Source organism: Leisingera sp. XS_AS12 (assembly GCF_041224635.1).
Classification (GTDB): Bacteria; Pseudomonadota; Alphaproteobacteria; order Rhodobacterales; family Rhodobacteraceae; genus Leisingera.
The window spans coordinates 65,983-78,619 of the sequence record NZ_JBGFGM010000111.1 but is presented as its reverse complement, the minus strand read 5'-3'; the positions used below and the strand labels follow the sequence as shown (position 1 = coordinate 78,619).

At 58.7% G+C, this 12,637-nt stretch carries 14 protein-coding genes; 10 read left to right on the top strand and 4 right to left on the bottom strand.

The genetic code is table 11. The annotated features are described in order from the left end of the window. Entirely contained in the window at positions 1-780 is a 780-nt protein-coding gene (locus AB9K35_RS16855) for a hypothetical protein (protein WP_369927869.1), read from the top strand. Positions 781-986: 206 nt separating this feature from the next. Further along, positions 987-1,970 carry a hypothetical protein gene (locus AB9K35_RS16850; RefSeq protein WP_369927867.1) on the top strand — a complete coding sequence of 328 codons (984 nt, stop codon included), beginning with the start codon at positions 987-989 and terminating at the stop codon, positions 1,968-1,970. A gap of 17 nt (positions 1,971-1,987) precedes the next feature. Here AB9K35_RS16850 and AB9K35_RS16845 read toward each other — a convergent pair whose 3' ends face one another. After that, complete coding sequence (locus AB9K35_RS16845; RefSeq protein WP_369927866.1) at positions 1,988-2,698, bottom strand: hypothetical protein; 711 nt, start codon at positions 2,696-2,698, stop codon at positions 1,988-1,990. Between the two features lie 216 nt (positions 2,699-2,914). Here AB9K35_RS16845 and AB9K35_RS16840 point away from each other — a divergent pair, with 216 nt between their 5' ends. Both AB9K35_RS16840 and AB9K35_RS16835 read left to right on the top strand, forming a co-directional pair. After that, complete coding sequence (locus AB9K35_RS16840; RefSeq protein WP_369927864.1) at positions 2,915-4,357, top strand: hypothetical protein; 1,443 nt, start codon at positions 2,915-2,917, stop codon at positions 4,355-4,357. A gap of 449 nt (positions 4,358-4,806) precedes the next feature. Beyond that, complete coding sequence (locus tag AB9K35_RS16835; RefSeq protein ID WP_369927862.1) at positions 4,807-5,946, top strand: ATP-dependent Clp protease proteolytic subunit; 1,140 nt, start codon at positions 4,807-4,809, stop codon at positions 5,944-5,946. A 45-nt stretch (positions 5,947-5,991) separates the two neighbouring features. On the opposite strand, the gene AB9K35_RS16830 is transcribed toward AB9K35_RS16835, so the two are convergent. Together AB9K35_RS16830 and AB9K35_RS16825 are read right to left on the bottom strand one after the other, a co-directional pair. Beyond that, positions 5,992-7,287, bottom strand: a complete 1,296-nt coding sequence (locus AB9K35_RS16830; protein ID WP_369927861.1) for a type II toxin-antitoxin system HipA family toxin — start codon at positions 7,285-7,287, stop codon at positions 5,992-5,994. A 13-nt stretch (positions 7,288-7,300) separates the two neighbouring features. Continuing rightward, entirely contained in the window at positions 7,301-7,654 is a 354-nt protein-coding gene (locus AB9K35_RS16825) for a helix-turn-helix domain-containing protein (protein WP_369927859.1), read from the bottom strand. Between the two features lie 334 nt (positions 7,655-7,988). Between AB9K35_RS16825 and AB9K35_RS16820 the strand changes: the two genes are divergently transcribed. Further along, a complete protein-coding gene (locus tag AB9K35_RS16820) occupies positions 7,989-8,747 on the top strand; it encodes a hypothetical protein (protein ID WP_369927857.1) in 759 nt (252 codons plus the stop codon). A gap of 19 nt (positions 8,748-8,766) precedes the next feature. Here the strand turns inward: AB9K35_RS16820 and thrS are convergent, their stop codons facing one another. Then, positions 8,767-9,951 carry a threonine--tRNA ligase gene (gene thrS, locus AB9K35_RS16815; protein ID WP_369927855.1) on the bottom strand — a complete coding sequence of 395 codons (1,185 nt, stop codon included), beginning with the start codon at positions 9,949-9,951 and terminating at the stop codon, positions 8,767-8,769. Positions 9,952-9,995: 44 nt separating this feature from the next. On the opposite strand from thrS, the gene AB9K35_RS16810 reads away from it, so the two are divergent. The 5 genes from AB9K35_RS16810 to AB9K35_RS16790 all read left to right on the top strand — a co-directional run bounded on the left by AB9K35_RS16810 (position 9,996) and on the right by AB9K35_RS16790 (position 12,547). Next, positions 9,996-10,175, top strand: coding sequence for a hypothetical protein (locus tag AB9K35_RS16810; protein WP_369927853.1), 180 nt, complete (start codon positions 9,996-9,998; stop codon positions 10,173-10,175). Between the two features lie 105 nt (positions 10,176-10,280). After that, on the top strand, positions 10,281-10,847 hold the full coding sequence (locus AB9K35_RS16805; protein WP_369927851.1) for a ribonuclease H: 567 nt from the start codon (positions 10,281-10,283) through the stop codon (positions 10,845-10,847). Between the two features lie 66 nt (positions 10,848-10,913). Beyond that, entirely contained in the window at positions 10,914-11,381 is a 468-nt protein-coding gene (gene smpB, locus AB9K35_RS16800; RefSeq protein ID WP_369927849.1) for an SsrA-binding protein SmpB, read from the top strand. 4 nt (positions 11,382-11,385) lie between these two features. Next, positions 11,386-11,928, top strand: coding sequence for an ImmA/IrrE family metallo-endopeptidase (locus AB9K35_RS16795; RefSeq protein WP_369927847.1), 543 nt, complete (start codon positions 11,386-11,388; stop codon positions 11,926-11,928). Positions 11,929-11,959: 31 nt separating this feature from the next. Beyond that, positions 11,960-12,547, top strand: a complete 588-nt coding sequence (locus tag AB9K35_RS16790) for an ImmA/IrrE family metallo-endopeptidase (RefSeq protein ID WP_369927845.1) — start codon at positions 11,960-11,962, stop codon at positions 12,545-12,547. Positions 12,548-12,637: the final 90 nt, after the last annotated feature.

The following is a 12,637-nucleotide window of genomic DNA, read 5'->3' as shown; positions in this document are numbered from 1 at the left end:
ATGGACTTTCGAAAAATTCTCTCACCGAAAACCCGCGCCGAAATGCGCAGGAAGAGGGAACGCACCGCGGCCTTCCAGGAGCTTGGGCGCAAAGAGATGGCCCAGGAGCTTCTCCAGGCCTGCCGAACCCTCGCCGATAGCGGTCTCTTCAAGGGGGGCGTGCCGTGGAGCACCGAAGAGTGGACCATTTACCGCTGCATTCCGGCACTGGCCAGGCGCCTTGACCCCTTGGTGGATCTGCGTCCTTCGGAGATCGCCAAGCCCGGGGAAAGTCCGGATCCGCTGACCTGGCTGGAAGGCGCGGATGATCAAAGACTGCATGATGTGGTCCGCCTGATCATCGACCACGAACGCTTTTCGCGCGCGGCCGACAGCCCCCTTGAGGTGAGGCTGGCGATCGAACTCCTGCTTGCGTTTCGGGACCGGGGCTGTGCGATCGCCGTGGCTATGGACACGGTCCTTCCGGGCAGCTTTCCGGAGCGTATTCAGCTGGATGATCGCCCGCCGCTGCCTGGTGCGCAGCTGATCGGCACCTACGGCAATCATGATCGGGTGCTGCGCTACTCGGAGAATGAAGGGGAGCTTGAGGAGCTGTTTCGCGTGTCCTCGGCCATGCGACTGGATGAGGAGGTGACTGATGAAGACAAAGGCGTCGCGCGTTTGTTGCGCTCCTGGCCTGAGAGACTGGATTTCGATGCGCTGAGCATTCAGGCTTTTGACGGGACTGTTCTGCGCGAGACCAGCTTCGCTTCCGAAGAGGAGCCTGCGCCCTCCATGTAAGGCGGGTGGAGAATGAGAAAATTGAAGTGCGAAAATGTTTCCCTCGAGAGCCACGTTTTGCTATTTTGGATTGGCTCAGGCCAGACAGCCGGTCCCCGGGAGCTCCCGTTTGCAGCTTGGCCATCGAGCACCGATGCGAACTGAAGCCTTAGAGACAGTCCGATCGCCCGCCGGGACCAGTACAGCAGGACGAAAATAGGCTTCCGATGACCTACTTCAATCGGGGTAAACTGACCCTTTCCAATAACGCCATCAAGTGCGCGGCCCGGTGTCTGCAAGCAGAACCCGCCCGGCCTGATCGCGCGGCCATAGCGATCCGCCAGGCTCTCTGTGAAGACGCGACAGGCGTCTTCGAGGTGAACAACCGCAGCAACCTCAAGGGGCGGATCTCCGTTGATGCGCCACTCACCTGGGTAAGCGGGTGCTGCGGGTCCGGCAAGAACGAGCTGGTGCATGGTGCGTCACGTTCTGCGGCGCGTAATGGGCGCCGGATTGTGATGATTACCGCGGACGCCAGAGTCGTCCAGCGTTGGCACAAGGCAGACGTCAGGGTCATTGATTTGCGTGAGATCGAATTTGACCAAAGTGTCGATCTGCAGGCGCTGATTGATGCCAGTTTGGAGGATGGAAGCATTGCCTGCCTGATCATTCTCATCCCCGTCTTGACCAAACTTACTACGGAAGCGGCTGCTGCTTTTGATCACCTTTATCCCCATGTCATGAGCCGTCTGCCGAAGGGGGCGTTTTTCATTATTGACGAAGTGCTTCTATCTCATGGAACCATCAATTTCTTGGGGGGAATGAGAAATTCACTCAGCAGCTTGGGAAGCTACGCGATGATCACGTGTTTGCGCATCCCGGCGGCTTGCTTGCCAGAGGTCTCGAGCGAAGACTGTTACATCCAAATGCGTGATGCTTGCAGTCAGAATGCTGCCGTGAGCTGCCGGTCGATGCGGGAGGGGGAGGGCTTGCTGGCCCTGAACGGAGAGACAATCCCGATTGAAGGAGACTACGAGTTCAGCGTGTCACCTCCACAGGTGTTGTCCGATCACGTACTGAGTGTCATCAAACGCCTTGAGGAGAGGTTGATCAAAGGCGTGGCGCAAGGCCACATCGCGCACCTGGAAGCCGTAGCGCGTTCCTGCGGGTACCGCAGCTGGCACGCTGCGCAGGGCAGGCGGGCCGAATAAGTTCCGCCCCGCTGCTTTCAGGAGGCCGTCACATCCAGCCCGGGCGCGAGCTTTTCTAGTTTTAGACCATAGGTCTGCTGGATAGCAGCAAGCAGGCTTTCAAGGCCCTCCTTGGCCGCTTCGATCAGCTGGCCGCGCATTTCGTGCTCCAGCGGGCCGGTGGTGAGCCGGGAGATCCGCGCTTCGAAATGGCGCTGCGCGTCCAGCTGCGTCTCTGAGCGCGTTGCTCGCGGCTCGCCATCGTCGAGCTTCCAGTGATCGGCCTTCCGAACGGCCAGGTAGGTGAATGGCCAGGGGAACTCCCGGCCGCCGCGTGTGATCATGTTGCCTGCTCGCGTCATGAGCCAGGGCAACTCCCGAACCTGGAAACTGGCCGCACCGGCCGCCTCGACCTTCAGTGCCTCCGTTACAGCGGCCGCCTGTTCGCTTCCCATGGCCTCGATGAGACCGGGCTTCAGTTCGTCCAGGAACTCCTCCAGAGGGCGCGACGCGAGGCAGCGGTTGATGCAGCGCGTGAAATGCTGCTTGACCTCCAGAACCGCGCTGGCCGGGGTCTCGTGGTCCACCCCTTCGCTGAGGTTGCTCACCCACTTCCCAGTGTGGGGGTGCTTCATGACAAAATATGTGAATTTCCAGTCATCATTTTCGTCAATCTGCCAAATGCATTCCCCGCCAGAGAAGGTCTTCCACGGGATTTCGATGGCTTCGGGCACGATCCAGTCAGGCATTCTACACATTCTCATGAGATAATTTGACATCAGGATAATAGAAATTCGCATATTTCAAAAGGGAAATTCACATCTGCAGGGCATCGGAATTCAGCATGATGCGCACAGGTTGACGCTAAGTAAGGGGAGCTGAAAAACGCTACTATGTTTAGATTTTCGCAATCTACGCTACTATGGGTTGTAGAAAATGCGGATTTCTCATGTTTGGAGGTGGAGATGAGGTTGTTTTCAATGATTGCGGGGGCGCTGATATTTGCGCTTTCCGCAGGCGCTGCCGCCGCGGCAAGTCAGGACGGTACGGTGTCCATCGCGCGTCAGCAGTCTGAGCGGATCGACCGGCATGGTTTCTGCAAGATCGTCAAGAACCAGGGGCAAAGCACCGTGATGATCCCGGTGCGGTCCAGCACGGAATGGGCCGTTGGCAAAAACTCCTTCCTTAGAAATGAGCATGCAAACCTCGTGATTGAGGAATGCAGCTGCGCGCCGGATGATCGCAACTACGTTGAGGCGCAAATGCTTGTTGGGTACGTCCAGCACACAATCTCGCCGAGCGGTGAGTATATCGCTGCTGTGCATTCGGGCGGCGGTAACACCTTGCGTTTTCTAAAACGAGATAGCGGAGGCAATTTCTCGGTAGTTGATTCATTCAGCTTGCCTGCCGGAACGATGGGGGGTGTAAGCAGCATGGCGTTCACCGCGGATAGCCGAGAGTTGAGGCTTTTGAAGCTGAACGCCGGGCATGAAACCTACCGCAACAACGGGTCCGGCTGGAAGCGAACAGGCAGTGGACAAGCCTCTTTCCTGCCAAAAGAGAATGGGCAAGCGTGGGGTCATTTGGTTATCAGCGGAGATGGCTCAACTGGCGTTTATGCGCCCCGCCATCACACAAAGGGTTACTACGTCATGTCAACACCGGCCAATGGGGACTGGTCGTTGGAAAAATTCGTTGACGGGAAGGACGTCAGCCCTCAGGCAGAAAGTGATGTGGGCGTCTTCGATTACCGACCGGGAGGGATGACCGTAAATGAGCAGGGCGACGTGGTTACAGTCCGGATCATCGACAAGAGTGTCCCTGGGGGGAAAGGGGTTGCCGTCTACAGAAAAACGTCCGGCACGTGGAAGCTGATACAGACAATCTGGGCCTATCAGGCTGCCCCCAATACCGGGTACAACGGGCAGGGATATGAATGGCTGGTCGGAGAAGTTGCCCTCGCAGGAAACGGAAAAGTGTTGCTGTTCACCACAAGTGCATTCAGAGGGTTGTCCCAGGAGCGTGCCCAGTTTGCCCGTTACAGTTACTCTGGCGGAAAATTCAGGCGGGAATACGATGAGACCGTTTTGAACGCGGCGGGAGCAGATCCCTTTGAGTATGTCGCTGTCGACGGCTTGGACTACGCGGGTGATTATGGCTACCGCAACCACAGTCGCATGCCGTTTAATGACATTGGCCACCTGACGTTTTGGTCTCTGAGTGGTGCCCCGAAAGTAATGTCTCCAAGCCCAATCCATTATAATGAGAGCCAATATTCAACCTACTTGGAGCACCAGGCAATCTTCCCGATTGCAGCTGAGGGGGAAGTCTTTGCCTTGAAGGTCTCAAGAGTTAAAAGCAACCCATTTACCGGGGTGGTCATCTTCAAGGCCGACTGCACCAAGTAGCGACTTTAATCAGGCCACCTGAAGCTGCCGACTAGCAACGGCTCGGGTGGCCTGCTCTAATTGGGTTTCGCGACATTCATGTCTCTGAACTGATCGACTGCCTCAATAAGAGCCTGCTCCTGGTACGCGAACTTTTCTTCAGAGGTCTTTTGAAGCTTGATGAGGTTAATCATTTTCCATTTGAAAGCCGGGAGTTCGATCACCCGCTCCCCGAAAGCTCGATCTGGGGGCAGATCCGCACCTGATCAGCAGCGTGCGCAACCTCAATGGCGAGCCTCCGGCGCCGGAGAGGGTGGCCGCAGGCGATGGTTTGGAGCCATAGGTCCATCCGGCTCCACTTCTCTGATTGCTGGGTGCATTGGCATTGTTGCCTTTGAGCCTTGCCGGATGCGGATCATCTTGTATCGTCATGCGCCAACTGGGTAATTGAAAACGCACCCCTTGAAGCCATGATCAAACACCTATTCCGTCTTTTTGCGCCTGCTATTCTGTTCGTGTCATCCCTGACAAACGTCAGCGCAGCGGATATGGAAAGCTTGCCAGGTCTCGTTGAGGGGCAGAGACTTATTCTCATTAAGGGCCCCATCGAAGAGGGTGATGCCCAGAATTTCTATCGGCTTACAGAAGGCGCGACCAGAGTCTCTGTGCTTCTTGACTCGCCCGGCGGCGTGGTGCGGGAAGGTCTTTCGATTGGTGCCGAAATCGCCATGCGTGGGTTCACGACGCTGGTCCTCGATCAGGGCGGCTGCTACTCGATTTGCGCCATAATCTGGATATCCGGAGCTCGCTCCTACATGTCTCCGAACGCCCAAATCGGCGTCCATGCGGCATACCGATCTTCGATCGAGGCCAATGGTTCAGCGGTGATCTCGGAATCCGGGGTCGCTAACGCGGAGATTGGCGCCTATCTCAATGAACTGGGCCTGCCGATTGAGGCTATCCGGTATTTCACGATTGCCGGGCCGGATGAGATGAGGATGATCACCCCGGAGATTGCCCAGGTCTTTGATCTCAGGGTTTCCATTCAGGACGGCTTTCAGACTACCCCTTGGCAGGACCGTGCTACGCCAAACATGATCCTTGGTAAAGTTATGTCCTACATTGGTTTGTCCAATAGCTGCGCCGATCTACTGGGATTGGATGCACAGGCAATAGAAGCCGAAGGCAAAAGGCATTTGCAGAAAGGCCACGAGATCTTTGGTGGTGAAATTTTTGCCAGCAAGCTCTCCCTTTTTGTAGAGCAGGAAAAGGTAAATCTCGAACGGCAAGGACTGCCGCGGTGGTGCCTTGCCAACGAAAAGTCCCTGCGCGACCAGGGGCTTCCAACGTTTGTCAACGGGCCTAGCTACGATTGCGGCAAGGCCGCAACCCTCACTGAGCGGACAATCTGCTCCTCGAGGGATCTCTGGCCGATGGACAGAATGATGGCATCTCTCTATTTCCGGTTCCGGGCCAATATGGACGGACCGCGCGCCTCAGAGTTTCTAAACACCCAGCGTGAATGGCTGAAACGCCGAAACGCCTGCGGTGCCAACATCTCTTGCCTTGCCGAGCGATACTCATCACGCCTTTTCGACTTCGGAACCTGAAGGGCTGTGCCGTACTCGCCAGCATTTGCAGGCGAGGTTTTCTGCTCAGAAGCTCGGCTCATCCGGATTCAGAGCGACCTGTTTCCCGGCCTCCGAAAATGAGTTCTCTATCATGCGGATGTCTTCCGCGCTGCAGCCGCGGCGCTCCATGACCTGCCGCCAGTTTGCGGCAACCATCTCTGACAGCTCATTGGCAATGGCTTCCGCCTGATCACGGTGCAGGCCGAGGCTTTCCGCCCCAGCTACCGCCGCTTCCAGCGTCGCATTGCGTCCGGATCCTGCACGGCCAAGGTGGAGGAACATTGCTCGGGAGCTGCTGACCTGAAGAGAGGGGGTCACGTCATAGACCGGGCTTGGCACGTAGCCCTTGCCGTCCTCGTAAAGGAAGGCATGATTGCGGTAATGATCATCGGTGTTGCCGCAGAGGACATTCATCACCATGCGGCGGAAGATCTCCTCGCCGATCTTGCGGCTGGTGCTGCCGCCGCGGGCGCGAAAGGCGTCATAGATATCCGCGTAGCCGGACGCGCTGCGGTCCAGCTCATGGGCGCCGAGCAGCGTCAGGGACGAGATCATATGCTTGCTGTGAAGCGCGCCGGCGTCATCGAGGTATCGATCAAAACGCTTGAGCATCAGGGCGGGCCGTCCGGCAATGGTCTCGATGCGCCGCTCGCAAACTTCGAGACCGGCCATTTCGCAGAGATCAAGGCAGCCCGCCTCCGCGCTCGCCATGGAAATGCGGTCTCCTTCTTTTCCAAATTTCACGAGCCAGGGAAAGTCATCAATCATGACGGTGCCTTTGGGGCGAGCACCGCCCATATCGGAGCCTGGGGCGATGAAGTCCATTAAGGGCTCGGGCGCCTCATGTGCCTGATCCCTGACAACCTGGTCGACGAGCGCTTGAAACTGCTCCAGATCTCCCAAGCTGGGAGAGAACTCGGGGAGGTGGAAAGGCAGCACCTGACCTGGTCCGCTCGGATTGCTGCCGAACCGCAACGCACCGGCGCGGGTGCCGCTTTGAGAGGCGAGGAGAAACTCCGCTTCCATGGCCGGCCGGTTCAAGCGACGCAGCACGTATTTGTCGATGAGAGAGCGGCCCCAGGCATCCGGAGCAGCATCGCGAATTCCATTGAATAGGCTGAAATCTGCTGGCGCGCCGATCAGGTCGTCCGTCAGCGGGAGTTGTACCGGATCGATCGCGATAGCATTCGCCCGTTCCAGGTAGCGTTTGCCATAGGCAAAGGTGGCCTCGCTGAAACGTCCATCCTCAATGATCCGGATCATCCCGGCCGGCACGGTTTGACCGTTCAGTTCGATGAAAACAATTGCCTTATGCTCCATTGGAAGCTCCCCTTCAGAAATCGAGGCCGCCCATGTCTTTCATAGCGGGCGGGCGGATGCGCTGGCCTAGCCCGAGACGCGCGGCGCGTTGGAACTCAGGATCTTCCTCCTGGTCGAAAATACAAAGCAGACGTTTCTCAAGACCCATGATCCAGGCGGCCATGGCATAGGTGCCAAAGCTGACGCGGGGGTCGCCCTTTTCCAAGCGGCTCACCGTTCCGCGCGCGACATTCAGGCGCTCAGCCATATCGCCCTGGGTGATCTTCCGAACCTTTCGGGCCGCAGCAATGTCCGATCCGACTTGCCGGAGGATCGGTTTGAGGGCATCTGGAAAGGTATTGTTGATGCGCCGGTTATCCATAGCCATGTCCTACACAGTGAGCCTTATGGAGTTTAATGTACGCTGTGTGAGACATTTTTCAATCCCGACGGACTGATATATCTCTCTTGCTGCCGGTAAATGTCTCACAGGGCGATCATAACCATCTATACGGATCTCTGTGTAAGGCATGGCTGGTTCAAAATGTCATCGTGCGCGGGCTGTTGACCTTGGAAGGCTGCCGCTTGTTTAGTTCTGTCAGGCTGGCTGTCCGCTGGATGATCTATAGTTGAGAAGGCATTTCGAGATGGGTTCCTTGAAAAGCGCTCTGCGCCTCCTGCGCAGGCTGATTGCGCCCGCGCTTCTGGCGTTCTCCCTTTTTTTGAACATCGCCCTGTTTTTCAGCTCATCCGTCTATGGGTTGGCCGCCTCGGCGGTAGAGCTCGTGTCCGGCCGTAAAACCCTGGCCGCCCGCCAAGCGGATGAGATCGCCACCGTGCATGCGCATCTGAACGAAGAGCGGAGGCTTCGGCGCGAGGCGCAATCAGGATTGGCGCAAGCCAATGCCGACCTTCTTGCCGAGCGCCAGATGAAGCGCGAGCTGCGCTCAGAGCTTGCGGATGCTTCTGAGCTGTTGGCCGTATCCAGGGCGAACCGCAAGAGGGTGCAGGATGCTGCGGGTAAAGTCGCGGAGCGGGTGTCTCAAAGGGCCAAGCGGACCGCGGTGCGCGAAGTGGTCTCCATGCCGGGTGAGGCGATCCCCATCTATGGTGCGGCCGTAATCGCTACGGCGACCGCGCTTGAAATCAAAGACCTTTGTCAGACGTTGATCGATATGACCGAGCTGCAGCAGCTTTTCGACCCATCCGCCACTCCTTCGGAGGAGCAGCTGACGGTCTGCAGCCTGGAGGTGCCGCCCCGCGAGGTGATATGGCAAACTGCTATGAGTGCGCCGGGTGAGGCATGGGATCGTGCCATGAGCACGCTTCCGGATCTGGAAGATGTTCGCAGCTTCGAGATGGATGCGGTCGACTGGGCCGGCATGGGGCAGTTCCTCTCTGACCGGGCGGGGGCGATGGCCACTTCCACTGCAGACGCGGTGCAGCGGAAGTGGATGCAGTTCCAGAACTGGCAGGAATAGCACTCGCTCCTGCCGACGATCAGTGCAATAGCTCCTTGAGCGCGCGGATTGCGTCTTCAAGCGGCATTGCCCGCTTGCCGCTGGAATCCTGCAGCATGACATGTCCCACTTCAGCCTCCCGCTTTCCGATAACGGCATGCACGGGGATCAGCCGCTCATGCGCATCAACCAGGCGCCGCTGCAGGCTTTCGCCCCCGTTCAGCATGACCGGCCGTAGCCCGGCGCCGCGCATTGCGGCATAGGCCGCCTCGGCCGCTTCAGCCTGCGCGTCCGAGATCGGAAGGATCGCAACCTGTTCCGGTGCCAGCCAGAAGGGCAGGCGGCCGCGGTGGTGTTCCAGCATGATGCCGATGAAGCGGCCCATGCTGCCCAGGACCGCGTGGTGCAGCATAACCGGAACATGCAGAGCGCTGTCCTCGCCGACGTAGCGCGCCTCCAGGCGGCTCGGCAGGACCATGTCGAGCTGGATGGTGCCGCATTGCCAGGAGCGGCCCTGCAGGTCGCGCAGTGCGAATTCCAGCTTGGGCCCATAAAAGGCGCCTTCTCCGGGCAGGATGCCGGGTTCCAGCCCCGCGGCGCGTGCGGCTGAGAGCAGCTGCGCTTCGGACGCATCCCAGTCCGCCTCGCTGCCGGCGCGCTTTTCCGGCCGGAGGCTGAGGGCGACCTCGAAATCCGGGAAGCCGAGCGCCTCATAGACCTCCTTCAGGAGGCGCACGAAACGGGCCACTTCCGCTTCCACCTGTTCGGGTCGGCAGATTACATGGGCGTCGTCCTGCTCGAAGCCGCGCGAGCGCATAAGCCCGTGCATCGAGCCGGAGGGCTCATCGCGGTGGCACAGCCCGAACTCCGCATAGCGTGCGGGGAGATCCCGCCAGGAGCGGCGCTTGGAGTTGAAGATCTGCAGATGGCCCGGGCAGCTCATCGGCTTTAATGCAAGGTCCCGGCCCTCCGGGCGCGGAATAGAGTACATGTTTTCGCCGAACTTCTCCCAATGTCCGGATTGCTCCCAGAGTTCACGGGGCAGCAGCGCGGGGCTGCGCACCTCCTCATAGCCCGCGGCCTGCATCTTTGCGCGGATGAAATCTTCCAGCGCGCGGTAGATCCGCCAGCCGGCCGGATGCCAGTAGACCATGCCCGGCGCATTCTCCTCAATGTGATAGAGGTCCAGGCGCTTGGCGAGCATGCGGTGATCTTCGAGTTCCATAATCGGTGTCCTTGTTCCGGGAAATTGGGAAGCCGGACGGCCGCATGGCAAAACAAAACCCCGCGCGGCTGCCCGGCGGGGTTTGGGTGAGGAAGATGTGCTCAGCTCACGACCAGAAAACCCGCCTGAATGGCGTGGTGGTGGTCGCTGTTGTGTGTGCGTTCATCTTCTTCATGGGGCGCAGCTTACGGGGTCAGAAGTCGTTTTGCAACAACAGGTTCTGAAAATTCGCATTCAAGGGCTGCGCACTAGATTGCTCCTGGCGGATATACTGCATCTCCTCAGAAAACAGGATATGCGAAAAAATATATAGTTGCCCGAGTGCGGCCGTGCTGGTAGAACTCGTGTTGCGAAAAAGGAAAACAATTATGGCTCAGGCACCTTTCATCACGATCGCATCCGATGGCGGATGCTCTCCGAACCCAGGCCTCGGTGGCTGGGCCTTTGCGATCTACGACGGTGAGGCTGTTGAGGGGAACGAGCTGCTAGACGTAAGCGGTAACGCGGTAGAGATGGCGGGCATCGCGGAGCAATCGACCAATAACATCATGGAGGTGTATGCACTTGACCGGGCGCTCTGCATGATCATCTGTTACGCAGCAGTGGGCTGGGTATCGCCCCGTGAAATCCGGCTGCGCCTGGACAGCCAGTATACGCTGAACGCCTTCTTTGACTGGATTCCGGGTTGGAAACGCCGCGGCTGGCGCAAGGCGGACGGCAAGCCGGTGAAAAACCAGGAATTGATGATGGGGCTGGATCACCTCAAGGCTCAGCTGGAGGAAATGGGATTCAGCTTCCGCAACGACTGGCATCGCGGCCACGCGGGCGATTTTGCCAATGAGCACGTCGATCAGATGGTGCAGGCCGCCCGAGAAGAATATTTGGGAAAATCATAAACGCGGTAAAGGCGCTGCCTGAAAAGTTAGTTTTGGCAGACTGGATTGCGAAAAAGGAGAGTCGAGATGACAAGGCAGAGCAAGAATATCATCGCTGAAAACCGCCGGGCGCGTTTCGACTACCATATCGACAGCGACCTGGAGGCCGGTATCGTGCTGACCGGCCCTGAGGTGAAAAGCCTGCGCCAGGGCGGCGCCAATATCTCCGACAGCTACGCGGCTGTGGAGGAGGGGGAACTGTGGCTGGTGAATGGCTATATCGCCCCCTACGGCCAGTCGGGCACCTTCGGGGCTTTTGAGGAGCGCCGCCGACGGAAGCTCTTGGTGTCCAAGCGCGAGATTGCACGGTTCTGGGCCGCCACCCAGCGCCAGGGCATGACGATCGTGCCGCTTGCCCTCTACTTCAATGAAAAGGGGGTCGCCAAGCTGAAGATCGGCCTGGCAAAGGGCAAGAACAAAGCGGACAAGCGCGAAACCTCCGCCAAGCGCGACTGGGGGCGGGAGAAGGCGCGCCTGTTGAAGCAGGCGGGTTGAGCATATGACCTCGGCTACCGAATATCTGCGCCCAATCGAAACCGGCATGGCCCGGTCCGAGATCGAGGCGCTTGCGGAGCGCATTCGCATCGAGACTGGCGTCCAGACCGGATACGATCTGGACGAGCTTATCTCCACGCGCAGCGGCCGGGTGCGGCGGATCGACTTCGAGGATCACTGGCCGCATGCCCTTCGGGTCGAACCGGATGGGAGCTTTGAAGTATGCTTCTCCACGCACCGGCCTGCGCGCTGTTCAAACACCACGATGGCGGTGGAATTCGGCCATATTGTCCTGCATTGGCAGAGGGTCCGGGATCTTCATCCTGGTACGGGCATGCGTATCCCGGTCCGTATTGATGGTGCTGACGAAGAGCTAATCCGTAGCCGTCAGGAGGCGCGATTTTTTGCGGACGCGTTTCTCATGCCGGCAGCGCTTGCCCGCGAGGTCTTTCAGAAAGGGGGAGCCAATGCGGTTGCAGACACGTTCGGCGTAACCATAATGCGAGCTGAGGTGCGGATGACGCGCCTGCTCAAGTATGCAAGCTGACGGGCGTCAAAACCCTGCCAGGTGCCGCTACATGCGGCCGGTACCCGCGGGGGTCGGCCGCGCCGGCATTGAAGCCTTTGCGGAACGCGTGCGGGCGGGCGTTCAGATCGGCAGCGGCTTTGACTTGAAGGCATTGCTGGCCAGGAATGGCAGCCGCACGCAAATGGCCGACATCGCCGGCAAATACCCGCATGGCCTCCTGGTGAATCCGGACGGAACATTCACCGTCTTCCTCAGCTCATTCCGAAGCGCTTGCGAAAATCATGGCGTGATGGCAATCGAAATCGGCCATCGCCTGCTGCATTGGCCAAAGGTCCGTGCTGCCAATCCGGGCTATGGCATGTCCGTGCCCAGGCTTTTGGACCGTTCGGATGAGATGCTGATGCGCTGCCGCCGTGAGGCGCAATGGTTCGCGGCGGCGTTCTTGATGCCTGAGTGCGAAGTGCGCACGGCCTGGGCAGACGGCGGGATCGAAGGCGTTTCGGACCGCTTCGCTGTGACTGTTGACTGGGCGAGGGCCCGTTTGCGACGTCTCGGAATCGAACCTGAAACCGCAGAAATTTCGCGGGCGATGGATCCGCGATACGAGCCGGGCGCGGAGGCTCTCCTGCCGCGCTGATCCTGTGCCTGCTTCTTGTTTTCTCCCTCTTTGATTAGGGTGTCATGAGAGGTTGAAACGGAAAACGGAAAAAATTATTCGCATATCTTG